We start from the raw sequence: 24,363 nt of genomic DNA, 5'->3' as shown, positions 1-24,363 counted from the left end.
ACTTGCTAAATGAATCAAAAAACTATACCATAGTAGAGTGTCAAAAGACGTAATAAAAGAATGTAGGTAAATATGAAAAAATTATTAGAAAAAGTTAGTATCCTTTCTTTATCTCTGGTACTAACAACTTCTTTCTCTATCTCAAGCGCACTTCCTTCCATGTTTAATTATTATAAGGATTTACCTAAAGGCCAGATTGAACTCTTGGTATCTCTTCCATCTGCTGGTATCATGGTCACCTTATTTTTAAATACTCTTATCGAGAAGTTTTTAGATGAAAGAAAGATGATTGTTACCGGTCTCTTGATTCTTTCCTTTTTTGGAATGATTCCCTTCATCAACCAAGCTTATCCGATTCTTTTTCTCTCACGTTTAATTTTTGGGATGGGAGTCGGATTGATCAATGCAAAGGCAATCTCCATCATTAGCGAACGCTACCATGGTCGCGAAAGAATCCAAACACTTGGATTTCGTGGTTCTGCTGAAGTAGTCGGAACTGCCTTAGTCACCTTATTAGTTGGTTTTCTATTACAATTTGGTTGGACTGCAAGTTTCTTAGCTTATGGAGCTGGTTTAATTGTTCTCTTCCTTTTCTTAACCTTCGTTCCTTATGAAAAACACGAAGAAGAACATCATGCTTCTGCTAACCATAAAGAGCCGCTAAAAAAAGAAGAGTGGAAATTAACCATTATCTTAGCTCTTGTAGCCGCAATGATTGTCTTATGTAATGTCGGTGTTACTCTTCGCATACCAAGTATTGTTGCTTATACTTTCAAAGAATCATACAACTCAGCTAGTCTCATCCTAAGCGGTATGCAACTAATTGGTATCCTCGCAGGTCTCACATTCTCTGGACTTGTCCATACCTTTAAGAATAAGCTCATTACATTTGCGGGTATTGCTTTCGGCCTTTCATTAATTGCGATAGCTCTTTCTCCTAGCATTCCTTTACTTGGAATTTCTGCTCTCTTCTCAGGTTATACCTATAGTACATCCCTCACAATGGTTTTTCAGATTATTTCAGAGAAGATCCCTGCTAAACGCTTGAATCAAGTTACTTCTGTTGCCGTTTTAGGTTGTAGCTTTGGAGCAGCCATTACACCTTTTGCTCTTAGTACCATCGGATTCATCTCCGAAAGCAATGCTTTTATTTTTACAGTATTAGGTATTGCTATGGCTCTCCTGGCCTTCTCTCTTCTCTATCTTTTAAAAGATCAGCAGGATTAAATACAAAAGACTGGACAAAGATCCAGTCTTTTTCTGTCTTAATTACTAGAAAGTTGGGCAGTTTGCATTTTGTAATATATGCCTTTTTGAGCCATCAACTCCGTATGATTCCCGTATTCGACAATATTTCCATCTACCATAACTAGGATGAGATCCGCATTTTCAATTGTAGATAGACGATGGGCAATCACAAAGCTCGTTCGACCCATCATCAACTTATGAAAGGCCTCCTGAATGAGCAACTCTGTCCGCGTGTCAATGGAAGAGGTCGCCTCATCTAGGATCAGAATCTTAGGTACTGCAAGAAAGACCCGAGCAATGGTCAGAAGCTGTCTTTGTCCTTGAGAGAGGGAGTCTCCCGCATCCGCTAGATAGGTATCATAGCCATCTGGAAGCTGTTGAATGAAGAAATCAGCATTGGCAGCTTTTGCTGCTTGAACCACTTCTTCCCGACTAGCATCTGGTCGACCAAATGCGATATTCTCATGAACCGTTCCAACTTTGAGCCAAGTCTCTTGTAGAACCATTCCAAACTGCTTGCGGTAGCTTTCTAGACTATAGCTATCTACAGCTTCATGATCTAAGCTCAACTGCCCCTGATCCACATCATAGAATCGCATGAGAAGGTTAATTAGTGTAGATTTCCCAGCCCCAGTTGGACCAACAATAGCTACCTTACTAGCTGGCGGGATGGAAATGGAGAGGTCCTTTATGAGGGTCTGATCAGGGCGATAACCAAAGCTGACATGATCAAATTGGACAGCTCCTTTGACAGTCTCTTCTTGCAAGTCTCTCTTGCCACTTTCTTTCACTTCCTCTTGATCCAAGACACTGTAGAGACGTTCCGCACAAGCCAAGGCACTTTGCAACTCAGCAAGGACAGATGAGATGTCATTGAAGGGTTTGGTATACTGATTGACATAGTTGAGGAAGGTCACCAACTGGCCAACAGTAAAGCCCGTTCCAGATAGGATTCGGAAGGCTCCAAATCCTGTCACCAACGCATAAATCAGGGCATTGACAAAGCGCGTCGCAGGATTAACGGTAGAGGAATAAAAAATCGCCTCTTGAGAATAACCAGCATAGTCGCCATTGATCTCAATAAACTTGTCTTTAAACTGACCCTGCGCATTAAAAGCTTGGAGCAAGCTTTCTTGACTGAGAGATTCTTCAATCATCTGCGTCTGAGCCCCACGAGCTTGGGTCTGCATCCGAAAGAGATGGTAGGAACGCTTGGCAATAAAACGAGCGATAAAGAGTGATAAAGGAGTCAGGATCAAAACCATCCCCATCATCATCCAATCCAATCGGGCCATACTAGCGATGGTCACTAAGATTGTAAGAAGACCAACAAAGAACTGACTGAAGACCATGAATAAACCATTGTTCAGTTGTTCAACGTCCGTGGTCAAGCGACTGACCAAATCCCCAGTACCTTGACGATCCAGGAAAGATAAAGGAAGGACATGTACTTTCTGGATGACCTTCTCCCTTAAGTCCTCACTGTATCGATAGATCATCTGATTGTAAATTAAAGGATTCAACCATTGAATCAAGGTTGCAAAGAGGATCACTAGACCCATTTGCAGGATAAGTGGGAGTATGAGGTGAGCTGCATCAGGGAGGACCACTAAGTCTATTGCCCGCCCGATTAGGATAGGGATATAGACGGTCAACAAGACTTGTAAGATGGTTCCCAGACTGGCTAAGATTAGCCAAATGGGCTGTTTGGCTATATCAGCAAGCAAGCGCCGTAAATAAGTCTTCTGTTTCATTCTGCCCCCTCCTCTCTCTTCTGTTGGGAGAAATGAATCTCTTGGTATAAAGGATTGGTTGCCACCAAGTCTTCATGACTTCCTAGGCCGACTTGACGACCTTTATCTAAGATGAGAATTTGCTCAGCACTTCGTAGACTATTGGTCCGCTGCGAGATGAGGATGAGGCTTGTTTCCGTCAACTCCTCTTTTAGAGCCTGTAATAGTCTTGCTTCTGTCAAATAGTCCAAGGCAGATGTAGAATCATCCAAGACCAAAAATGGTGCTTGGCGAAGGACAGCCCGAGCGATGGTTAAACGTTGCCGTTGACCACCAGAAAAATTCCGTCCAAAAGCTTCTACGGGAGCCTCTAGTCCTCCCTCTTTCTCACGGACGAAATCAGCTGCTTGCGCAACTCCCAAGGCCCACCACAACTGCTCTTCGTTCTGTTCCTCATTTAATCCTAATGTTAGGTTTGAACGAATACTCCCTTTAAAGAGCTCAGCCTTTTGTGGAACTACTGCTACCCAGTCACGCCATTGACGAAGAGTCTTTGGATTTTCTCCATCTTTAAAAATAGTTAGACTTCCTTTACTTGCTTCATACAGATGACCTAACAATTGAACCAAAGTAGATTTACCAGCACCTGTCCCTCCTATGATTCCCAAAGTTTGGCCCTTGTTCAGGGATAAGTGAATCCCTTCTAAGGATGGTTTTGCAGCTAAAGGATAGGTAAAGACAAGGTCTTGGATCTGGAGGGCCAGTTGAGGGTCAGAAACAGATACATCATCCAACTCTTGATCCAGCTCTTCACTTTTTTCTTCAAAGACCTGGACTATCCGACCAGCAGCAATATAGCTTTGGTTGAGCGATGTCACCAACATGGCTAACTTCAGCAATTCCGTCAAAATTTGAAGCAGGTAATTGACCAAAGCAACCAACATTCCTTGACTGAGGGTCCCCATTTGAATAGAGGCTTGCCCTTGCCAAAGAATACAAATCAAGGTTCCATTCACGACGAGAAAAGTTAAGGGACTGATTAAACTAGACCATTTAGAGACCACTAATTGCCACTTCGTATAGTCTTGGTTAACCTCATTAAACTCTGCTTCTTCGTGAGATGCCTGCCCAAAGGCGCGGATAACCCTCATCCCTTGTAACTGCTGACGCGTAATGGTAACCATTCGGTCCGTAATTTTCCTTATGCGCGCATAAAGAGGATTGACCAGACGAGACATAAGGACAATGATTAAGGTCAAGAGGGCAACCATACCAATAAACCATAAGGTCAGTTGCGGACTAATGGTGAAGGCCATAAAAATCGATCCGAAAACGACAATCGGCGCACGGAGAAATAGACGTAAAAATAAATTAATCCCCGTTTGAATCTGATAGGTATCACTGGTTAAGCGCGTCACGAGACTTGAGGTGGTTAAACGGTCTCTTTGCTCCTTAGACAAGCTGAGAATCTTCTCATATAGGTCATTAGTCAATTCCTTGGTATAGCCAACCGCTGCTTTTGACGAATAATATTGGGCCGTTATCGCTACAAGAACCCCAAAACCAGCAAAAACAAATAAGAGACCAACCAGTCCAAATATCCCCCCTTGATCCTGACGGGGGATGAGCTGATCGACCAGATGGGCAATTAAAAGTGGAACCAGTAATTCAAAAGTTGCTTCTAACAACTTGAAAAACGGTCCCAGTATGGATTCTTTTTTATAATTCCTGAAGTATTTCAATAAGTCTTTCATACTACTAGTTTCTCTTTCTAATGGATGTACTTATTTTACCACAATTTAGAAAGAGAGAAAAACTCTCCCTGCAAAGCAGAGAGAGTTGAAAAACGACCCAATGTACGTCAGGAATATTATTCCATCTTTGTCCCCTTATTTAATAGATTGCCCATTTTCCCTAATCCAATCAGTAAGAGAGGGAAAGATAGGAGGATCACAAGGCCTAGTACAAGGAAAACAGCTACAAATCCACAAGTGTCAATCAACCAACCAGTCAGTGGGAAGATCACAATCATAGACAAACTAAACATCATCGAATTGATACTAAGCATGGTTGCTCGTACACTAGAAGGCAAATAAGCTTGTAAATCATTGTAGTAAATGGGTTGATACACTGCATAAAGGGCATTGGTCAAGAGATAGACACTCAGATAGGCGAATGGAGTCCTCCACCCTACCAACAGCAAGGCCAAACCTGTCAGTGCAACCAGGATTGGAAAGACTTGATTACTGTTCCATTTTTTCCCGATTTGACTAGCTAGATAAACTGCTAGAAGATTAAATCCACTTCCAATCAACATGATGAGCGATACTTGCCAACTAGCTAGGTCACTGATTTTCTGTTGGTAGTAAAAATAAAACATACACATGATGGTTCCTACCAGCTGATAGGTGAACATCCAGTAAAACAAGACTGGTTTTTCCTGCCACTCTTGTTTCACTACCTCCAATATACGCTTTATGGTCAAGTGATTTCTTTCACCGCTCTTACTCTCTGGCTCTTTCATTAGAAAAATCAAGAGAATGGATAGCAAGGATAGTCCAATAGCAATCAGATAGGTCCAGGCCAATGCTCCGTGAATAAAGAAGCCTGCCACAACTGTACCTAAGGTTCGGGTGACTTCTGCCACACCAGATAAAAAGCTAGAAATCTGAAGATATCGGTCCTTTTGATCAGCTTCAACAGCAGAATCATATAAGAAAGCGGTACTGGTCCCTGAGTCAAAATTGTAGGACCAAGCATTGACCATCATAGCAATCGCATAAATCCAAAAATTCCCCTGACCAAACAAAATCAAGATAGAGGACACAATACTGGCCAAGCGAGCCAAATTGAGATTGGTCTTGTAGCTAAATCGATCGGCCAACATACCAGATGGGATTTCACATAAGAGACTTGTCCCATGAAAGATACTCTCTAATAGACCGATTTGAAGCAAGGAAAGACCATTTTGGATAAAAAATAAAATCCAAAAACTAGTAATTCCAAAATAAGATGTAAATTCCAGACCTGCTAGGAGTGGAATATTGCGTTTGTAAGTTCTTTTAAACATTGTTTTCTCTCTTTCAATAGATATTTTTTGTGTTTCTAAAAGACTTACTTAGAGTTGCCTACATTTTCTCCACCTCTTTCATTTAAAGTAGAGGCTGGGACAAAAGTCCTAGCCTCTCAATTATCTTTGAATTGTCGAGCAAGACGCAGTGGTTGAGTGGGCTCTACTACGCTGATTTCATCAGCTTTTACAGCCCTACTCAACTGTGCGGAGGTGGGACGACGAAATCGAATTCTAACGAATTACCGATTTCTGTCCCACTCTCTTATAGTTATTAAGGTTTGATACGGTGCAACATACGTGGGAATGGAATGGCTTCACGGATGTGTTTTGTACCTGCTGCAAAAGTCACCATACGCTCGATACCAATACCAAATCCACCGTGTGGGACTGTACCGTATTTACGAAGGTCAAGATAGAATTCATATTCTGTACGATCCATACCAAGTGATTCCATCTTAGCGACAAGGGCATCGTAGTCTTCCTCACGCATGGAACCACCGATGATTTCTCCATAACCTTCTGGCGCAAGCAAGTCTGCACAAAGCACGCGATCTGGGTTACCAGGAACTGGTTTCATGTAGAAGGCCTTGATGTCTGCTGGATAGTTGATCACGAAGGTTGGTACACCAAAGTGGTTTGAAATCCAAGTTTCGTGTGGAGAACCGAAGTCATCTCCATGCTCGAGATGTTCGTAGTCCGCATCTTCATCGTTTTCATGCTCTTGCAAGAGATCAATCGCTTCATCATAAGTAATGCGTTTGAACGGCTCTGCAATGTAGCGTTTCAAAAGCTCAGTATCACGTTCCAAAGTTTCCAAGGCTTGAGGAGCACGATCTAGAACACCTTGAAGCAAAGCTTTAACATAAGCTTCTTGCAAGTCAAGTGACTCATCATGTGTCAAGTATGAGTATTCCGCATCCATCATCCAGAACTCAGTCAAGTGACGGCGAGTTTTTGATTTCTCCGCACGGAATACTGGACCAAAGTCAAAGACACGACCAAGGGCCATAGCTCCAGCTTCAAGGTAAAGCTGTCCTGATTGACTCAAGTAAGCTGGTGTCCCAAAGTAATCTGTTTCGAAAAGTTCTGTAGAATCTTCTGCCGCATTTCCTGAAAGAATTGGGCTATCAAACTTCATGAAGCCATTCTTGTCAAAGAACTCATAAGTTGCATAGATAATAGCGTTACGGATTTGCATCACCGCTACTTGTTTGCGTGAACGCAACCACAAGTGGCGGTTATCCATCAAGAAATCTGTTCCGTGTTCTTTTGGAGTAATTGGGTAGTCTTGCGATTCACCAATGACTTCGATGTCTGTAATATCCAATTCATAACCAAATTTAGAGCGCTCGTCTTCTTTGACAATCCCTGTCACAAAGACAGATGTTTCTTGGCTCAAGCGTTTGATGGTATCAAATTTTTCAAGACCCACTTCTTCACCGAATTTTTCGATAAAGTTTGGTTTAAAAGCAACCCCTTGGAAAAAGGCAGTTCCGTCACGCAATTGCAAGAAAGCAATTTTCCCTTTTCCTGATTTATTCGACACCCAAGCCCCGATGGTCACTTCTTGACCAACGTAATCTTTTACTTCGATGATGGTAATCCGTTTTTTCATAATACATCTTCCTTTTCTCATTGTACTTGTCCGAAGACATGATCACCTTTCATTTTACCACAAATAAGAGCCGATAGCTATCTCTCACAATCTAAAAATTCGGCTTTTTTTGACGAAAACAGACATTTTAAAAAAAGTAATTCAACTTTCTCAAATTCTTGAACCGATTTAAATATTCTATCCTATATTTTGATTATTCAAAGGAAACCCCTGCAATTTCATCCCTTTATAGCAGCTGTTTTTGACAAGTAAAAAGCTTGCAAGTTATACTATCAGTATGTATAAAGAGGAAAGTATGAAAAAGAAAATTTAACTCACTACGGGATTGTGTGCAGCTGTTTTAGCCCTCAGTCTCGCAACAACCACTTTTGCGGATGAGCAGACTGCACTAATCACTGCTCCTATCTCTGAGCGACAAGATACGCTTACTCCTGTTTCAGTCATTTCAGAGAGTGGAGCTACTGTAGTTACCAACGAAACACTAGCCCCACTTCCTAACGAAGAAACAACTACCCCAACCGTTGAGGAAGCAACCCCAGCTTCTGCTAAAACTCCAGTAGATCCACGAATCTCTGAAATTCGTGTTATCCATCGTCGTCGGACTTTGAAACCAGACTTTTCTCCAGTTGCTTCTTCAACAGATGTCGTCTACAAGACAGTTGAAGCCCATGCTTTTACCGAATATGATGTCTCTGGAAATGGACCAGCAACGGTTACAGACGAAAACGGAAAAACATGGTACCGTGTGCGATATTCTGATCTTGGTATCAAAGATGGCTTTGCATACAATAGCGCTCCAGAAAAAGGTTCTGCTACAGCACCGGTCATTGAAGTCATTCATCTCTATGACGATATCGATTTGAATCCTGACGTTATTAAACGAGCTCGTTTTGTGGATGAAAAGGGACAAGAAATTGCGCCTTCCCAAGAAAACAGCGTCGAGCGGAGCCTTGATTTGGCTTACGAAGCTGGTCTACCAACAGCACATGCTCAGATCCAAGCTAATGGAAAAACTTATACCTTCCAATCAGCTGACAAAGGAGAACTGACCTCCCATAAACTCCACATTTCTAATTCCGAGAAACTATTTGAAATAAAAAAGAATGCTGATAAATCAACATTCTCTAACTGTATTTTTTTATGAAGATATTAACTTTTGTCTGTTTAGCTACCAAAAGGCTACCAATAAATTTGAATTATTTTTAATATGATTTTTAGTAATATACATTATTACTGAGTTTCAATCTTTTTAACAATAGCATAAGGTTATTGTTAAAAAGGTTTACCTCGACAAACTAAAAGATATTATTTAGTTTATAATCGTATTATTTTATTCGCTATATCTTCTACAAACCTCTTATCGTGTTCCACAAATATGAGTGTAGGATTTGCTTCTTTTATAATTTCCTCAATCTGTATTCTTGATATTACATCTAAATAATTCAGTGGTTCGTCCCAAATAAATATATGAGCTGACTTTGACAAACTTACAGCAATTAAAACTTTCTTTTTTTGTCCATCGCTATAGTTCTTCATATCTATTTCAAATAATTCTCTTGCAAAATCTAATTTTCTAAGAATTGTTTTGCACAATGTTTCATCAACACCTTGCTTATGAATATACTCGTTTAGGCTACCTGTTAAATTGGATGTATCTTGAGGAACATATGATATTTTTAAATTACTTGCTAATTTTACATCACCTGAATACTCGTGATTTAGACCTAATAAAATTTTAATCAAGGTTGATTTTCCGCTACCATTACCCCCATATATAGCCACTATATCACCTTGCTTTATATCAAAACTTATATTACTTAATATCTGCTTTTTTCCATAATATGATGATAAATCGCAAACTGATATTAGAGGATTTTTGTGGTGATGTAACGGATGCAATAATAGACTTTCCTTTGTTTCAATATCTTTTAGTAAATTCTGTTTTTCTTCTATTGCCTTATTTTGTCTATTCTCCAAATTCTTAGATTTTTTCATCATCTTAGCTGACTGATGACCTATATGCCCCTTGTCTGGTTTTACACCTGATACTTTCACGCCGTTTTTAGTATTTTCAACTTTATCAGACCAAATTTGACTTTGTCTTGCAGCTTCTTTTAATCGTTTAATATCTTTTCTTAATTTCTCATTTTGACTAATCTCAAATTGGTCTTTCATCAATTTATTTTCATACCACGATGTAAAATTTCCTGATTGGACATCAATAGAATTCCTGTTAATAGAAATAATATGATTGATACAACCATCTAAAAAATCTCTATCATGTGATATAAGCAAAAAACCTTTTTTATTTTTCAGATATTCACTGACAATTTTTCTTCCGTCCATATCTAAATGGTTTGTTGGTTCATCTATAAGTAAAAAACCATCTTCTCTTGTAAACAAAATAGCTAAAAGGATTTTTGTTTGTTCTCCTTTAGAAAGCGTTTCAAACTTTCTGTAAATAAGACTCTCATCTACCTTTAGCAAATGAAGTTCTCTAAATAATTTCCATTCTTCCTCATCTGATATTAGTTCTCTATATAACTCAATCCCTAATTTTGAAGTATCACTTAAATTGGGTGGGAATTTAATAAAGTCAACACTTTTGCTGATTTTCCCCGTATAAACTTCTTGGTTTAGCAGTAGCTTAAATAGTGTTGATTTTCCAATTCCATTTCTTCCTATCAGCCCTGTTTTCCAGTTCGTATCAAATGAAAATGATACATTTTCAAATACAGGTTTGACATAGCCATAATATGAAAAAGTTAGGTTTTCAATTTTAATTGTTGACATAAAAACACCCCCTCAAATTCAGATTTGAGTATTTCTTTTTCCAAACTTACAATATATTCTTTCAAGTTGCCTCGCCTCCTCATAAAATATCTATTTTCCTACAACGCTTTAATCTTCTCATTTATCAATTCAATAAACAGATTGGAGCAAATCAAGCCAAAATGACTGACTGTCTTGTCTTTCATTGCCACGGTTTTCCCAGCGTTTAATAAATCCTTTAGCTTGCTTTTTTTGCTCCCGGATATTATTCACTTTGTGCTCTCCAACTACCACATTATTTTGATTTATTTATGTAATAAATCCTTTAAAGTTTTAATAATTTTGTTTTTATCTGCTTCTGTCAATTCATATTCTCTCAATAAACTAACAATTTCTTCTAGTCCGTCATCACGTCCTTTTAAAATCTCAAAAGACGTACCAAAGATTTCAGCTAATTTTTCTACTGTTTCATCTTTCGGATTTCTCCCTCCATTTTCCCACCTAGCATATTGGGCTTGAGCTACACCTAACTTTTCAGCAACTTCTGATTGAGTAAGTCCCACTTTAAGACGGGCTTTTTTTATATTATCTTTCAACATTTTAAAATTCCTTTCGCTTTTCTATTGACCTATAACCAAAATGGTTGTATCATAGTTATATACCATTTTGGTTATATAACTAAAAGATATACATTGTAGGTAATACCAGTCCGCTTATGAATATGAAAAAACACCCCAGAAAGCTCTGCAAAGCATTCTGAGGCTTTCGTTTAAAACCAATTTGATTATACCAAAATTGTAATAAAAAGTCCATAAGAAGCGAAATATGGCTAGTCTAAGGATATTATGGCTTCTATACAGTAAATGTCAGAGAAATTGGCAATACTTACTTCTACCATTCGCCTAGTTTGGAGATTGTGAGACAAGAGCAAGGGCGCAAGCCGAAGGCAATGCGCCCGAAGCACGCAGTTCTCTCAATCTCTAAGAAAAAGCTGGCGTTTCTAACAGCCAGCAAACAGATACACTTAAGGCAACGTCCTAAGTAACGTGTCGTCAGCAAAACTCAATAGTAACATTGACCTACGCATTTAGCAATTATAGAAAGGAGGCGTTACAGATGAAAAATAACCTTCAAGCACTACGAGAATATCAAAGTCGAGTAGATTTATCAGAACTAGAAAAATCTATTTATATCAGTATTGACCGACTAACAGTAATCCTTGATAGAGAAAACTGTTCACTAAGACGTATATTTTGGGAATTAAGAAATTCTATCGATTCTATTATTCAAGAATTTAGCATTCAAGCAAATCTAAGAGAAGATTATTTTACACTTTATAAAATGATAAATGAGGATAGTATTAATCTAATTTTCTTCCAATTATCAACCTATGGTGGTTATCAAGTCATACGTTTAGACTTTAACCCAAACTCGCTTAAAGAATTTGGAGGTCTTCAAGTATGGAGACAGATTATGAATTATGCTCGATTAAATGGATTAGATGTTAGACTATCACGTTTAGACCTTGCTTTTGATATCTTTAACAGACCAGAAATAGTCTTTTTACAACATATCAAAGGTGGAGTTAGTCATAAAATATTCTATGGTAGAGGAGGAAACATAGAAAGTAAATACTGGGGTGCTAGTGGTAGTAATGTTCAAGTACGTTTATACGATAAGAACATAGAGGTATTAAGTCATAAAAGAGCCGATAAATTGAATATCGAGAGTAAACCTTTTTGGTGGCGGTTGGAGTTTCAACTTAGAACAAAGGCTATAAACGCAGAAACCATTTCAGAGATTTCTAAACGATTAGAGAATTTTAGTTTTTTTAGTCTTTCAAGTGTTCCAGATGATAGCAAGGCATTTGCTTATATCTTTCTCCATGCACCAGCTCTTTTACCCGAATTATTTCCCTATCTAAAACCTAACACTATAAGAGTCAAAAAAACTAGGCTTAGAAAACACCTAAAAGCATTTGATAGTAACTCATTTTCTTTAGAGCTTCAAGATGCACTTAAAAAACAAACACCACGATTAAACAATGAATTAAAACAATTAATAGGCGAATTCATTGAACTTACTAGTAAAGGAGAAGATATTTTATGAACGATAAACTCACTATGACAGTACAAGATATTATGGACTTAGGGTTCTCAAAATGGACTGCTTATAATATTTTACGACAAGCAAAACACATTATGGTTGAACGTGGTTTCGATTTCTATAACAATAAAGGGCTCGGAACCGTTCCCGTATCAGTTGTATCAGAAATTCTTGGATTGGAGGAACTACATGTCAAAAACTAGATATACTGGTGTTACTAGAGACGATAAAACTGGGAAATATACTTATTATTTTAAAGCTGGAGTTGACCTAGCTACTGGTAAACCATATCAAGAACGCAGACGTGGTTTTGAAACCGCAAAAGAAGCCTTTGAGGCACGAACAAGGGCTTTAAATAAAGTGCATCAAAAAGGTGGAATTAAGCACACTCAGTGGACGTTTAAACAATTTATGGACGAAGTATTTATACCAAACTATTATGCTACTACAAGTCCAGACCTCGAACGAAGACGTCAAATTATATTTGATGAATTTATTCAATATTTTGGTAAGAAAAAACCTAGAGAAATTACAACTTATGATGTAATAAATTATAGAAATAGTTTATTAGAAAAATATTCAAATTCATACGCAAGAAACAAAATGGCATTACTTAATCAAGTTTTGAAAACCGCAAAAAAGTATGGGTTAATTTTCCATGAAATACCTACAAGTAATATCAGTCCTATTCCAATAACAAAAAAACATATCGACTTTTGGACAAAAGATGAATTTCAAAAAGTAATACAATCCCTTGATAAAGAGAGTTATTTTGAGCATTTTATTTATACACTCCTTTGGCTTTATTATTTTACGGGAATGCGTGTAAATGAGGCGACTGCTCTTTATTGGGAAGATGTGGACTTTGAAAAGAAAACACTAGCAATCAATCACAACTTACAGTATATAAATCGTGAAAACTGGGAGCGCCGTAACAAGCTAAAAACTGAAAGCTCTCGGCGTACTATTGGACTCGATGATAATACTTTAAAGGTTCTTAAGGAGTGGAAAGAAAGACAAGAAAAAGTCGATAAAATACCATTCATTCTGTCGCCCGACGGAGTTCCATATCGTAAACGTAGTATTAGAGACCAAATTTTAAAATACTCTAAACGTGCTGGTGTTAAATACATTCAACCAAAAGGTTTGAGACACTCCCACGCATCTTTGCTTATTAATGAATATAATGTAAATGCCCTATATATCCAAAGACGATTAGGCCATTCTGATGTCAAAACAACACTTAGCATTTATAGTCATTTATACCCCAACGCAGATACCGAACTAACTGATAAACTCAATCTCATATCAAATGATTTTATTGATTAAGTCTACTTAGCTACCAAAAGAGCTACCAAAAAATAGAAAAGTATCTAAAAAGCCTTATTTTAAAGGGCTTTTTTTGAATTTTTCCCACTATTTCTAACCTGGTTACAGTAACCTATTTCTATAAAGAAGTGACCAGTCCAGTAGTTGAAAAACCTGTGACTCCACAGCTGCCAGAAAAACCTAGTCAAAAACTCCGCCTTCCCAAAGGAAATAACGGAGCTAAGACCCGTGTCCCTGTGAAAAAGGCGAATAGGATCCTTTCTGGCGATTACTTATAATTCTAAAGAAAAGAGAGTGGGACAGAAATCGATAATTCGTTAGAATTCAATTTCGTCGTCCCACCTCCGCACAGTTGAGTAAGGCTGTAAAAGCTGATGAAATCAGCGTAGTAGAGCCCACTCAACCACTGCGTCTTGCTCGAAAATCCAAAGACAATTGAAAGGCTAGGACTTTTGTCCCAGCCTCTTAATTTTTAATTTTCCATAAATTGATGCAAGCGGCGAACAGCTTCTTTCAACGTTTCCAGGTCAGTAGCATAACTAAGACGCACATTTTCTGGGGCTCCAAATCCAGCACCTGTAATGAGGGCAACTCCCACTTCTTCCAGAATGGCAGTTGCAAACTCTGTCACATCCGTATAACCTTTCATCTCCATGGCTTTTTTGACATTTGGGAAGAGATAGAAAGCTCCCTGTGGCTTAATGACATCAAAACCTAGAACTTCGCTCAAAAGAGGATAGATGGTGTTCAAACGCTCCTCAAAGGCTTGACGCATCACCTCTACCGAGTCTTGTGGACCTGTCAAGGCTTCAATCGTAGCATACTGCGATACGGCCGTCAGGTTGGAAGTTGTTTGACCAGTCAGTTTACTCATAGCTGCGATGATTTCGGGATCACCAACCGCATAACCAACCCGCCAACCTGTCATAGCATAGGCTTTTGAAACACCGTTAATGACAACCGTTTGTTTGCGGATGGCTTCCGATAAGCTTGAAATCGGAACAAACTCATTGCCGTTATAAACCAGGCGACCATAGATATCATCCGCTAGGATAATAATGTCATGTTCAACCGCCCAATTTCCAATGGCTAGGAGTTCGTCCTTGCTATAAATCATCCCCGTCGGATTAGAAGGAGAGTTTAAGACCAAGACCTTGGTCTTTTCTGTACGAGCTTCTTCCAATCGCTCAACGGATACCTTAAAATCATTGGCTTGGTGCCCTTTGACATATACAGGAACTCCTTCTGCCATCAGGACTTGGTCCCCATAGCTGACCCAGTATGGTGTTGGAATGATGACCTCATCACCTGGATTGAGCACAGCCATAAAGAAGGTATAGAGCGAAAACTTCGCTCCAGTCGCAAAGGTGACTTGATTTGGTGATACAGTGTATCCATAGTAGCGTTCGAAATAGGTATTGACGGCAGCCTTTAATGCTGGCATGCCAGAAGCAACCGTATAAAAGGAAGCCCGCCCATCCCGAATAGCTTGAACTGCAGCATCTTGAATATTCTCAGGAGTGTGAAAATCAGGCTGGCCCAAGGTTAGAAAGAGGATATCTTTTCCTTCTGCCTTTAGTTTTTTTGCTTTGGCATCACTTGCCAGGGTGACACTTTCTTCCATCTTTAATACACGATCAGAAATTTTCATACCTTACCTACTTTCTATCTGGGACCAGTTACAGACGAACCAATTTAGACTAAGATTCTACCAGAAGCTGGCTACAATACCTATATTATACACCATAAATCTGACTTGGAGCAAGATTTTGCTAAAGATTCCACATAAACTTTACTCCTTCTAACTATTCGAGTTGTAAATAATTTGAAAGTGAAGTTAACAGACCTATTCCTTGTGTTGATAATTCCATTATCTTGTCACCCACCTGTAATGTATTTGATATTAAGGCTTAATAGCGTCTAATACTATTTATTGATAAAATAATAGTATGAAGAATTTAGAAAAACTATTTGAAGAAGCCCAAACAGAATTAAAAACTATGATTGTCTTTCACAAGGCGGAACGGACTTTTCGTGCAGCAGAGTCTCATGTCTTTAAGGAACATCAGTTGACCCCTACTCAGTTTTCCGTTTTAGAAACCTTGTACAGTAAGGGGGATCTCCGTATCCAGAACCTGATTGACAGCATTTTAGCGACCTCTGGAAATATGACTGTCGTGATTCGAAATATGGTGCGTGATGGATGGATCAAGCGCGAAACGGATCCAGATGACCGTCGTGCCTGCATCGTTTCTTTGACAGAAAAGGGACGTAAAAAAATTATCGAAGTACTTCCTGATCATATACAAAATGTTCAAAAAGTTATGAGTGTCTTTAGCGAAGAAGAGCAAAAACAACTGCAATCACTTCTGAAAAAATTAAAGGGCTCCCACTAAATTCTAATCATTCAATCAGTCGTGTTCATAGCTAACTATGAACGCGTTTTTTTTTATTCTCAAGAACAAAATGTATTAGTCGCTGTTGACTAGTACCTTAAAAAGATTTTTTTGAGTCATTAAGCAGAGTTAAAACTTTCCGCTGTGAGAAAAGTGCCTGAAACAATTATGTTTCAGGCACTCGGAATTATTGAGAGTAAAACAGTTTGGGGAACTGTTTTAGCCTGAGCCAAGAAATTAAAGAGCGAAGAGGCTCAATAATTAGTCATGGGACTTTGAAGAAGTTCTCTGACGTCCGTACTCACCTAAGGAAAGTTTTTAAGAGTGCTTTGACTCCAATCTGATGTACTAGTCGCTGCTGACTAGTACCTTTTATTTACTCATATTTCACAAAGACTAATTGTTTGTCAGTCGATAAATCATCCTGGTAGGCAAAGCCATTAAAGCTTAACTGCTTCATCTCTTCGCCCCTTGTGATCTGATTCTCTAGTAAGGCTGTCACAAAAGCCCCACGCGCTTTCTTCGAAATGGTCGAATGAACCTTCAACTGACCATTTTTCTCTTCTAGAAATTTAAAGGTCACCATCCGATCTTGAATCTCCTTAGAAAAGACGGTTTCAAACTCACTGGAGAGCAAAGAAATAATGAGGTCTTCATCCTCAAGGGCTTGATCATAGCTAACCTTCCAAAAAGTCTTTAAGGATTTCCCTTGGACCTTGAGCTTCATGAGAAAGTCCAAACGATGAGGAGCAATCGGAGTAAGGGCTGGAATCACCCCATAAAGAGCTGAGGTAATCAAGAGATGGTCTTGTACATAAGCCGCTTCTGCTTCTGTCCAGTCCGTACGGCGGATATTCCGATACATGAGGCCGTCGAAGAGATTCAAAGCTGGATAAGTCTTAGCTGTACCAGACTTGAGCGCTTGGATCCGTTGCTCTTCTTCACTTGCCCGTTCTTCAGAAATCTTATAAAGCGAGGCTAACTCTTCTAGAGATAATGAAGCTAAGGCATCGATGACCGCTTGTGCCTCATTTGATACAGGATGAGCCGTTTTTTCTGGGGTATCCAGATTCATTTCTTTTGCTGTAGGAATTAATAGTTTCATAGAATTATTGTACCATATTTCATTTTCGCTTGACATAAAATTACCATCATGTTATCATCTAGTTATTAAAACTAGATAACAAAGAGGTAATAACTATTTTATTCAACTACAGTTATCCCAGGTGGGAAGAAATTCCTGATATTGATCTTTATTTGGACCAAGTCCTCCTCTATGTCAATAAGGTGTGTGCGCCTTTTATCTCAGAAACAGACAAGGGCTTGACAGCCTCCATGGTTAATAATTACGTTAAACACGGCTACCTGCCAAAACCAGATAAGAAGAAATACAAGCGACAGCAAGTTGCCCGTCTCATTGCTATTACGACCTTAAAGACGGTTTTTTCGATTCAAGAGATCGCAGCTACCTTGAACCTCTTGCAGAGTCAAGCCAGCTCCGCTGACCTCTATAATAGTTTTGTAGACTTCCTACATGAGGAAAAAGAACCCTTAGCACCCATTATCGAATCTGCCTGTCGTACCGTGCTACTCTACCAAGAAACTCTATCCTATATCCATGTTCATTCTGAGGAGGAAAAATAAAAGTGAATTATGCTAGTAAATTAAGTAAACGATTATCCTTTGGAGAGGAAGTCGCAAATAGTGTCACCCATGCAGTCGGTGCCGTTTTGATGCTCTTTCTCTTACCAACTTCTGCTATTTATAGTTATGAAACACATGGAACTCTAGCAGCTGTCGGGACTTCGATTTTTGTCATCAGTCTCTTTCTCATGTTTCTCTCATCGACCATCTACCATGCCATGGCCTATGACTCTCCTCAGAAGTACGTCCTTCGGATCATCGATCACTCCATGATTTATATTGCCATTGCAGGTAGCTACACCCCCGTCGTTCTTTCTCTCATGAACAACTGGTTCGGCTATGCCATTATCCTGATTCAATGGGGGACGACCATCTTTGGGATACTCTACAAGATTTTTGCTAAGAAGGTAAATGAAAAATTCAGTCTGGCCCTCTATTTGATTATGGGTTGGTTGGTGATTTTCATCATCCCGCAAATCATTAGCCAAACAAGTCCAACCTTCTGGGGCTTGATGCTGATGGGTGGCCTATGTTACACAGTTGGAGCTGGATTTTACGCCAAAAAGAAACCTTATTTCCACATGATTTGGCACCTCTTCATCTTAGCTGCTTCTGCTCTCCAATATATCGCGATTGTTTATGTCATGTAAGACAGTGACTCTCTTATAGGGAGTCACTTTTTAGTTGCTTTTTTACACCCAATTGACTACAATAAAGAAAAATTGTACGGGGACAGTTATGACGACCAAATACCAAAAAATTTTTACAACATTAAAAAACCAGATTGACCAGGGGATCCTAAAAACTGGAGACCGCCTGCCTTCCGTTCGCCAACTAGCCAGTCAGTATGCCTGTAGCAAGGACACCGTCCAACGGGCCCTGCTCGAGCTCAGCTACAAGAACTATATCTATGCCAAGCCCCAAAGCGGCTATTATGTCCTGGAGGAAGAGACTGGAAAGCATACTGATCTGCCTCTACGCCTCAAGGAAGATCGCTTCCAGGCCTTTGAAGACTTTCGGACTTGTATCAACGAAACCCTTGTCGGTCGTGATAATTACCTCTTCAACTACTATGAAAAGCAGGAAGGTCTAGTCGATCTCCGTCAATCTATTGCTTCTCTCCTGCGAGAAGATGCCATATACACCCAGGAGCAACAAATCGTTATCACCTCAGGAACTCAGCAAGCCCTCTACCTCCTAAGCCAGGTCGCCTTTCCGAACCAAAAAGAAGAAATCCTTGTAGAGCAACCAACCTATTACCGCATCAATAAATTAATTCAGGAGCAAGACTTACCTTATCAAAGCATCAATCGCTTGCCTCAAGGAATTGACTTTGAGCAACTGGAAGCTATTTTCAAAAGTGGCAAGATCAAATTTTTCTATACCATTCCACGCTACCATTACCCGCTGGGACATAGTTATAGCAAACAAGAGAAGGAACAGATATTGGCCTTAGCAGACCTCTATGATGTCTATATTGTCGAGGACGATTACTTGGGAGACTATGATCCACATTTTTCTCCTAGCTTTCATTATCTGGATGCATCTGACCGGGTCATCTACATCAAGTCTTTTTCTACCAGCCTCTTTTCTGCCCTCCGCATCACTTCTATGGTCCTCCCCCAAGCTCTTCTTGCCCCTGTCTTAAAACTCAAGGGAACACTCGACTACGAAAGTAACTTGGTCATGCAGAAGGCCTTGAGCCTCTATATTGACAATGGCATGTTTGCAAAAAATAAAGGGCTCCTTCACCAACAACAAGTCATCCAAAAAGAGCAAGCCGCTTCCCTACTCCAGCAACATTCCCTGTCCGTTCCCGTATGGCCGGTCATTGGAGGTGTTTTACTAGATTTAAGACAGGTCCCTTCGGTCGCTCGACTGAAACATAGCGGTCTCCCTCTCCACTTCTTCGAATCTGCCTATATTAAAAGCTGTCCCTATGCCTTTGCCCGTATCAATCAGGACAAATTGGAAGAGGTTTTACCCCAAATTAACGCTTATCTATGATTCAATCCCATCCTTCTATTCTTGAGTTATTTTTATATATAAAACTATGTTACAAAAACATTACATTTATTACAAAAATCACTTGACATCTGTAACAATAAGAGTATAATCTAAGTCAGAAAGATAAAGAGGTGATCTTATGAAACGATCTTTGATTCGTTGGACTGCAGCCTCTCTTGTGGCTGCATCACTTGGACTTGCTTTGGGAGGGTGTGGCTCAAAAGATAAAACAACTTCCTCATCCGTAAAAGCTTCTAGCTCGAAAGTTGAGAAAAAGCCAAAAGCTAGCTTGAATAAAAAAGCTACAGCTTCTTCTTCTCAAGCAAAAGTAGGAACTGAATCTTCAAGTCAGGCAAGTAACCCACCAGCTTCAACTGAACCGAACAAGGCAGAAAATACATCTTCAACTGATCAAGCAGCTGTTCCTGCAGATCTTGTCGGCACATGGATAGGATCTAGCCCTCAGGCGGATAGCATCAAAATGACTATTGAAGCCAATGGAGATATTACAACTGTCGTTAGCTTTAAAAATGATAGTGAACCAACACGCACAGCTACCTATACTGCAAGAGCTATTCAAGCATCTGGTAATGTCTATTACTGGGAGTCAGAAGGTCTTAATGGCGCAGATGCACTACTTCCTGGTATTACTGGATTAGGAGTGGCAAATTTCCGCTTCAAACCAGGATTTATCCTTGAGGAAGGTCATTATACTCCGATAGCCTTTACAACAGATATCAATACAGAGTTTAACTATAGCAATTACAGAGATTTCCACTTCTCATTGACCAAAGAGCAATAAGGCCAGGAAATTTACCACTCAAAAAGAATGTTGACCCCTCAACATTCTTTTTTATGTTTCATTCACTCTTACGAATCTATTGGGTGAAACCCTTACTTCTTGGTCAAAGCCCAACTCTTGGCCACAAGCTCAAAAAGATGATCATCCTCAACTCGTTCATCCAAGGGAATGCTGATCCAGTACTTCTTGTTCATATGGTAGGCCGGATAGAACGGAGACTCTTCTAATAGTTGGCTGACATAGTCCAGTTTAAGATTTAAGACCTCAATCTTCCCTTCCTGTCTCGCATCTAGCTTGGACCAGTCAATCTTCATGAGAACGCCAAACCATTTGAGATCCTTTTGATGACGAAAGACGCCCGAGTCCGGTGAGCGGTCCCATAGATATTCGAGGGGACGATCATACTGCTGACTGATCCAATCCACCAAGCGCTTGGTCTGTGGATACATAAAATCTTTGACAGCAAAACAAGACTTTCTTATATCTTCTAAGGCCTGCTGACAGGCTTCTCTGACTTGCCCCACATATTGACCCACCATCTGGTCCATATGGAGCTGCATATAGTCGTCACCTGTTTCTTGATCCACTAACCAAAAATCCACTTCCTTACCTTGGACAGTCACATAGAGCTTGAAGTCTCCATCGAGGATTAGTTGCTCATAGTGATAGTCCTCTCCCTGCTCTGAAAACCCATAAGCCAGGGCTTTTTCTTTATCTATACTATATTTCTCAAAATAATCCGGTAAAAACACTGGTCTACTCCTTCTTCTCCAGTATACCAAAAAGAAGCAAAAAATGAGTTGAGAATGGTCCTCAACTCATATAGATTTAAAAGACAACTCGGGTCCCATGGACCTGATCCACTCCTGGAACGTCAAGGAAAAGCTGACGATTCTCCAAGGAGACACCGCCACCTGCCAAGATTTCTACCTGGCCATCCACTAACTTAGCATACTCTTCGTAGCGCGCTAAACGTTGTTCTAAGTCTGTTTCTGGACTGCCAGCTCGCGTTAATAGCCGGGTCACGCCCACTTCCTTCATCCACTCGATCGTCGACGCTTGATCTTCTAGAGGAATCTGATCAAATGCCATATGCATGGTCAATTCAAATCCTTGGCTAGCTTGGATGAAACGAAGCATAGCGTCTTTATCCAGCTGATTGTCAGCAGTCAAGACACCTACCGCCAAGCCATCAACACCCAGGTCACGGGCAACTTTCCAATCTTCTAACATAATGTCTAGCTCTTGATCAGAGTATACAAAATCTCCACCTCGTGGACGAATCATGACGATAACCTTGGCCTGATACTCTTTAGCAAGCCTCACAGCCTCTTTGATCACAGCATAGCTAGGAGTCGTACCTCCTACCGCTAAGTTATCACATAGTTCTACTCGTCGCGCTTCTGCTTGAAAAGCTTTTTCTAAAAGAGTTATGTTTTCTGCACAAAATTCATATAGTGGCATTTTAAATCTCCCTGTTTCTGAAATCGTTTTCTCGTTCTACCTTACTCTTTTTTCTGGGCTTTGTCAAACAGAAAAACCATCGGCCTCGTCAGAAACCAATGGTTGATGCTTAATAGGAAATTGGAACGATGATTTGTAGAACCATGTTCCCTTTTTCGACCTTCGCAGAATGGATTTGATAGCCACTTGTCGGCAAGGTCAATTGGATTTGATTGCCTGTCATGGTAGCTCCGGTTCCCTCTTGGTTAACTTTTTCAGCAATTTTCGAAGCAACCAAGGCACGTGGAATTGGGAGATGGCCAAGACGGGCCCGTTCCAGGTTTAAGGTCAATTGTTGATCCGTCACACTCGCTGAAAAGTCCATGCTCACCATGGTTTCCACCGGTCCCAGTTCAATCGGAACCTGAACATTGATATGGTCTCCATTCATAGAGACAGCTGTATTGAGGAGTGTTTCATCCGACACCTCTCCGAGCATTCCTTTGATGACTTGGCGCAATTGAGGAGAATTCAGCTGAAGCTCTGTTTGCAGGCCAGATGCTGTTACGTCTGCTGTAGAAAGACCTTCTTGGGCCAAATCTACCAGCGTAGAATTCACTGTTACATTCTTAAATTGTTCTTGAGTCGAAACTTTTGCCGGTATCAAGAAAATTGCTAGGACAATCACTAGGAGGAAGGTCAGTCCGATGAGTCGTTTGATCCATTTCCACATATGGTCACCTCTTTTCGTTTAGTTGGATAGAAGAGAAATCATCTCTATCACTATTGATCTATTCTTTTTAAAATATGACTTCTATTCTACCCTAATTTTTCAAAAAAAGCGACTCGGAGGAGCATGATCTAAACAAGAAAAGAGGCCGGCCAAGGTCCCATCCCCTATTTGAATGTTAATGGAATTGCATCCCCCATTCGTCATCTTTACTAGCGTTCTTATCAACTTCATGAGCGATTATAAATTTAATAAGATGACTGGTGAATAACTAGGAGTATTATTTTAACAAAAACACCCATATTGCCTATTGTTTTGGGCCTTTTTTCATGCTACACTAATCCTAAGAGAATCAAACAATAAGGAGATCAAACAATGAAAGAATTCATGGATAAATTGAATAACCTACCTAAGCCAGTTCAATACATTATTGCCATCATTATTTTCTTTATCGCGTTTTACATTTCTTATAGCTTGTTTTAAACTATAACGTAAAAAGCTTTCCTTAGCTAATGAGGTATTTTAAAAGAGGCTGGGACAAAAGTCCTAGCCTCTCAATTGTCTTTGGATTATCGAGCAAGACGCAGTGGTTGAGTGGGCTCTACTACGCTGATTTTATCAGCTTTTACAGCCCTACTCAACTGTGCGAAGGTGGGACGACGAAATCGAATTCTAACGAATTACCGATTTCTGTCCCACACTCTTTCTTTTTTAAAACATTTTAAAGACTGCTACTGCTAGTACTGCTCCAATGATTGGACCAACTACTGGAATCCAAGCGTATCCCCAGTCACCATCTCCTTTGTTAGGAATAGGAAGGAGGCTGTGCATGATACGAGGACCTAAGTCACGAGCTGGGTTGAGAGCGTAACCTGTGGTTCCACCAAGAGACAAACCAATCCCCACAATCAAGGTACCAACAGCAAAGGTACCAAGCCCTGCTTGAAGGTCATAAAGACCAAGTGCAAAGATCGTTAGTAGTAAGACAAAGGTTCCGAGGATTTCACTGATGAGGTTTGAAGTAGTATCCTTAATAGCTGGACCTGTACTAAATGTTCCAAGGATATTTCCAGGATTTTCTTCTGCTAAGTAATGCGGTTTGAACTGTAACCAGACAAGGACTTGCCCGACCATGGCTCCGGCAAATTGAGCAAGGATATAAGGAATGACAGATGCCCAAGCTAGGCCACCATTAAGGGCAACCCCAATTGTTACTGCAGGGTTCAAATGGGCCGGACTTAACTTACCAGAGATGAAGGCTGCGACAGCAACCGCAATCCCCCAACCAAGGGTAATGACGATCCAACCTGAGTTGTGGCTTTTCGTTTTTGGAAGAACCACTCCTGCTACAACCCCATTCCCCAGAAGAATGAGGATTAAGGTCCCTAAAAATTCACCAAATAATTCTTTCATATGATTTAATTCTCCATTATAAAGAGGGGAAGGTTAGACAGTCTTCTTTCCA

General features: G+C 39.9%; 22 protein-coding genes. 10 read left to right on the top strand and 12 right to left on the bottom strand.

The features are described from left to right. The first annotated feature begins 72 nt into the window (after positions 1 to 72). Positions 73 to 1,227, top strand: coding sequence for an MFS transporter (locus L0M85_RS04995; RefSeq protein WP_048690601.1), 1,155 nt, complete (start codon positions 73 to 75; stop codon positions 1,225 to 1,227). Positions 1,228 to 1,265: 38 nt separating this feature from the next. On the opposite strand, the gene L0M85_RS04990 is transcribed toward L0M85_RS04995, so the two are convergent. The 4 genes from L0M85_RS04990 to asnS all read right to left on the bottom strand — a co-directional run bounded on the left by L0M85_RS04990 (position 1,266) and on the right by asnS (position 7,672). After that, complete coding sequence (locus L0M85_RS04990; protein ID WP_238656595.1) at positions 1,266 to 3,002, bottom strand: ABC transporter ATP-binding protein; 1,737 nt, start codon at positions 3,000 to 3,002, stop codon at positions 1,266 to 1,268. Further along, a complete protein-coding gene (locus tag L0M85_RS04985; protein ID WP_140814060.1) occupies positions 2,999 to 4,735 on the bottom strand; it encodes an ABC transporter ATP-binding protein in 1,737 nt (578 codons plus the stop codon). The genes L0M85_RS04990 and L0M85_RS04985 overlap by 4 nt, the downstream gene beginning before the upstream one ends. Before the next feature lie 116 nt (positions 4,736 to 4,851). After that, positions 4,852 to 6,051: an MFS transporter gene (locus L0M85_RS04980; RefSeq protein ID WP_238656594.1), complete on the bottom strand. Its 1,200-nt coding sequence runs from the start codon at positions 6,049 to 6,051 to the stop codon at positions 4,852 to 4,854. A 274-nt stretch (positions 6,052 to 6,325) separates the two neighbouring features. After that, a complete protein-coding gene (gene asnS / locus L0M85_RS04975) occupies positions 6,326 to 7,672 on the bottom strand; it encodes an asparagine--tRNA ligase (protein ID WP_192831858.1) in 1,347 nt (448 codons plus the stop codon). 322 nt (positions 7,673 to 7,994) lie between these two features. Here asnS and L0M85_RS04970 point away from each other — a divergent pair, with 322 nt between their 5' ends. After that, the gene (locus L0M85_RS04970) at positions 7,995 to 8,813 is read left to right on the top strand and encodes a cell surface protein (RefSeq protein ID WP_238656593.1); all 819 of its coding nucleotides are present in this window, start codon (positions 7,995 to 7,997) and stop codon (positions 8,811 to 8,813) included. A gap of 170 nt (positions 8,814 to 8,983) precedes the next feature. On the opposite strand, the gene lsa(C) is transcribed toward L0M85_RS04970, so the two are convergent. Together lsa(C) and L0M85_RS04960 are read right to left on the bottom strand one after the other, a co-directional pair. Next, positions 8,984 to 10,462, bottom strand: coding sequence for an ABC-F type ribosomal protection protein Lsa(C) (gene lsa(C), locus L0M85_RS04965; RefSeq protein ID WP_238656592.1), 1,479 nt, complete (start codon positions 10,460 to 10,462; stop codon positions 8,984 to 8,986). Between the two features lie 284 nt (positions 10,463 to 10,746). Further along, positions 10,747 to 11,040: a helix-turn-helix transcriptional regulator gene (locus L0M85_RS04960; RefSeq protein WP_017771665.1), complete on the bottom strand. Its 294-nt coding sequence runs from the start codon at positions 11,038 to 11,040 to the stop codon at positions 10,747 to 10,749. A gap of 517 nt (positions 11,041 to 11,557) precedes the next feature. Between L0M85_RS04960 and L0M85_RS04955 the strand changes: the two genes are divergently transcribed. From L0M85_RS04955 to L0M85_RS04945, 3 genes are read left to right on the top strand one after another with little or no spacing between them, the layout of a single operon-like run. Beyond that, positions 11,558 to 12,550, top strand: a complete 993-nt coding sequence (locus L0M85_RS04955) for a replication initiation protein (RefSeq protein ID WP_017771664.1) — start codon at positions 11,558 to 11,560, stop codon at positions 12,548 to 12,550. Continuing rightward, positions 12,547 to 12,750 carry a DUF3173 domain-containing protein gene (locus L0M85_RS04950; RefSeq protein ID WP_017771663.1) on the top strand — a complete coding sequence of 68 codons (204 nt, stop codon included), beginning with the start codon at positions 12,547 to 12,549 and terminating at the stop codon, positions 12,748 to 12,750. The genes L0M85_RS04955 and L0M85_RS04950 overlap by 4 nt, the downstream gene beginning before the upstream one ends. After that, a complete protein-coding gene (locus L0M85_RS04945; protein WP_017771662.1) occupies positions 12,737 to 13,876 on the top strand; it encodes a site-specific integrase in 1,140 nt (379 codons plus the stop codon). The genes L0M85_RS04950 and L0M85_RS04945 overlap by 14 nt, the downstream gene beginning before the upstream one ends. A gap of 472 nt (positions 13,877 to 14,348) precedes the next feature. On the opposite strand, the gene L0M85_RS04940 is transcribed toward L0M85_RS04945, so the two are convergent. Next, complete coding sequence (locus L0M85_RS04940; RefSeq protein ID WP_238656591.1) at positions 14,349 to 15,527, bottom strand: pyridoxal phosphate-dependent aminotransferase; 1,179 nt, start codon at positions 15,525 to 15,527, stop codon at positions 14,349 to 14,351. A gap of 298 nt (positions 15,528 to 15,825) precedes the next feature. Between L0M85_RS04940 and L0M85_RS04935 the strand changes: the two genes are divergently transcribed. Further along, the gene (locus L0M85_RS04935) at positions 15,826 to 16,272 is read left to right on the top strand and encodes a MarR family transcriptional regulator (protein ID WP_236128190.1); all 447 of its coding nucleotides are present in this window, start codon (positions 15,826 to 15,828) and stop codon (positions 16,270 to 16,272) included. 376 nt (positions 16,273 to 16,648) lie between these two features. Here L0M85_RS04935 and yaaA read toward each other — a convergent pair whose 3' ends face one another. Further along, a complete protein-coding gene (gene yaaA, locus L0M85_RS04930) occupies positions 16,649 to 17,377 on the bottom strand; it encodes a peroxide stress protein YaaA (protein WP_238656590.1) in 729 nt (242 codons plus the stop codon). 95 nt (positions 17,378 to 17,472) lie between these two features. Here yaaA and L0M85_RS04925 point away from each other — a divergent pair, with 95 nt between their 5' ends. The 4 genes from L0M85_RS04925 (at position 17,473) to L0M85_RS04910 (ending at position 20,725) form a co-directional block, all read left to right on the top strand. Beyond that, positions 17,473 to 17,916 (top strand): DUF1836 domain-containing protein, encoded by a 444-nt coding sequence (locus L0M85_RS04925; protein WP_238656609.1) that lies wholly within the window; start codon positions 17,473 to 17,475, stop codon positions 17,914 to 17,916. A 2-nt stretch (positions 17,917 to 17,918) separates the two neighbouring features. After that, a complete protein-coding gene (locus L0M85_RS04920) occupies positions 17,919 to 18,566 on the top strand; it encodes a hemolysin III family protein (RefSeq protein ID WP_042507512.1) in 648 nt (215 codons plus the stop codon). An 88-nt stretch (positions 18,567 to 18,654) separates the two neighbouring features. Then, positions 18,655 to 19,923 carry a PLP-dependent aminotransferase family protein gene (locus L0M85_RS04915; RefSeq protein WP_125329354.1) on the top strand — a complete coding sequence of 423 codons (1,269 nt, stop codon included), beginning with the start codon at positions 18,655 to 18,657 and terminating at the stop codon, positions 19,921 to 19,923. 139 nt (positions 19,924 to 20,062) lie between these two features. Then, the gene (locus tag L0M85_RS04910; protein ID WP_125329353.1) at positions 20,063 to 20,725 is read left to right on the top strand and encodes a hypothetical protein; all 663 of its coding nucleotides are present in this window, start codon (positions 20,063 to 20,065) and stop codon (positions 20,723 to 20,725) included. A 92-nt stretch (positions 20,726 to 20,817) separates the two neighbouring features. On the opposite strand, the gene L0M85_RS04905 is transcribed toward L0M85_RS04910, so the two are convergent. The 4 genes from L0M85_RS04905 to L0M85_RS04890 form a co-directional block, all read right to left on the bottom strand. Then, entirely contained in the window at positions 20,818 to 21,477 is a 660-nt protein-coding gene (locus L0M85_RS04905) for an MmcQ/YjbR family DNA-binding protein (protein ID WP_238656589.1), read from the bottom strand. 76 nt (positions 21,478 to 21,553) lie between these two features. Next, positions 21,554 to 22,189 (bottom strand): copper homeostasis protein CutC, encoded by a 636-nt coding sequence (locus tag L0M85_RS04900; RefSeq protein WP_125329352.1) that lies wholly within the window; start codon positions 22,187 to 22,189, stop codon positions 21,554 to 21,556. Between the two features lie 109 nt (positions 22,190 to 22,298). Then, positions 22,299 to 22,901 carry a hypothetical protein gene (locus tag L0M85_RS04895; RefSeq protein WP_125329351.1) on the bottom strand — a complete coding sequence of 201 codons (603 nt, stop codon included), beginning with the start codon at positions 22,899 to 22,901 and terminating at the stop codon, positions 22,299 to 22,301. Between the two features lie 708 nt (positions 22,902 to 23,609). After that, positions 23,610 to 24,311: an MIP/aquaporin family protein gene (locus L0M85_RS04890; RefSeq protein WP_048788801.1), complete on the bottom strand. Its 702-nt coding sequence runs from the start codon at positions 24,309 to 24,311 to the stop codon at positions 23,610 to 23,612. Positions 24,312 to 24,363: the final 52 nt, after the last annotated feature.

The sequence above is a fragment of the Streptococcus sp. DFI.7.26 genome (genome assembly GCF_022240605.1).
Taxonomy (GTDB): domain Bacteria; phylum Bacillota; class Bacilli; order Lactobacillales; family Streptococcaceae; genus Streptococcus; species Streptococcus xiaochunlingii.
This window is presented reverse-complemented; position numbering and strand designations above follow the sequence as displayed.

Coding starts and splice junctions, on each gene's coding strand:
- L0M85_RS04995 (WP_048690601.1), top strand. CDS start 73: ATGAAAAAATTATTAGAAAAAGTTAGTATCCTTTCTTTATCTCTGGTA.
- L0M85_RS04990 (WP_238656595.1), bottom strand. CDS start 3,002: ATGAAACAGAAGACTTATTTACGGCGCTTGCTTGCTGATATAGCCAAA.
- L0M85_RS04985 (WP_140814060.1), bottom strand. CDS start 4,735: ATGAAAGACTTATTGAAATACTTCAGGAATTATAAAAAAGAATCCATA.
- L0M85_RS04980 (WP_238656594.1), bottom strand. CDS start 6,051: ATGTTTAAAAGAACTTACAAACGCAATATTCCACTCCTAGCAGGTCTG.
- L0M85_RS04960 (WP_017771665.1), bottom strand. CDS start 11,040: ATGTTGAAAGATAATATAAAAAAAGCCCGTCTTAAAGTGGGACTTACT.
- L0M85_RS04955 (WP_017771664.1), top strand. CDS start 11,558: ATGAAAAATAACCTTCAAGCACTACGAGAATATCAAAGTCGAGTAGAT.
- L0M85_RS04950 (WP_017771663.1), top strand. CDS start 12,547: ATGAACGATAAACTCACTATGACAGTACAAGATATTATGGACTTAGGG.
- L0M85_RS04945 (WP_017771662.1), top strand. CDS start 12,737: ATGTCAAAAACTAGATATACTGGTGTTACTAGAGACGATAAAACTGGG.
- L0M85_RS04940 (WP_238656591.1), bottom strand. CDS start 15,527: ATGAAAATTTCTGATCGTGTATTAAAGATGGAAGAAAGTGTCACCCTG.
- L0M85_RS04935 (WP_236128190.1), top strand. CDS start 15,826: ATGAAGAATTTAGAAAAACTATTTGAAGAAGCCCAAACAGAATTAAAA.
- yaaA (WP_238656590.1), bottom strand. CDS start 17,377: ATGAAACTATTAATTCCTACAGCAAAAGAAATGAATCTGGATACCCCA.
- L0M85_RS04915 (WP_125329354.1), top strand. CDS start 18,655: ATGACGACCAAATACCAAAAAATTTTTACAACATTAAAAAACCAGATT.
- L0M85_RS04910 (WP_125329353.1), top strand. CDS start 20,063: ATGAAACGATCTTTGATTCGTTGGACTGCAGCCTCTCTTGTGGCTGCA.
- L0M85_RS04900 (WP_125329352.1), bottom strand. CDS start 22,189: ATGCCACTATATGAATTTTGTGCAGAAAACATAACTCTTTTAGAAAAA.
- L0M85_RS04895 (WP_125329351.1), bottom strand. CDS start 22,901: ATGTGGAAATGGATCAAACGACTCATCGGACTGACCTTCCTCCTAGTG.
- L0M85_RS04890 (WP_048788801.1), bottom strand. CDS start 24,311: ATGAAAGAATTATTTGGTGAATTTTTAGGGACCTTAATCCTCATTCTT.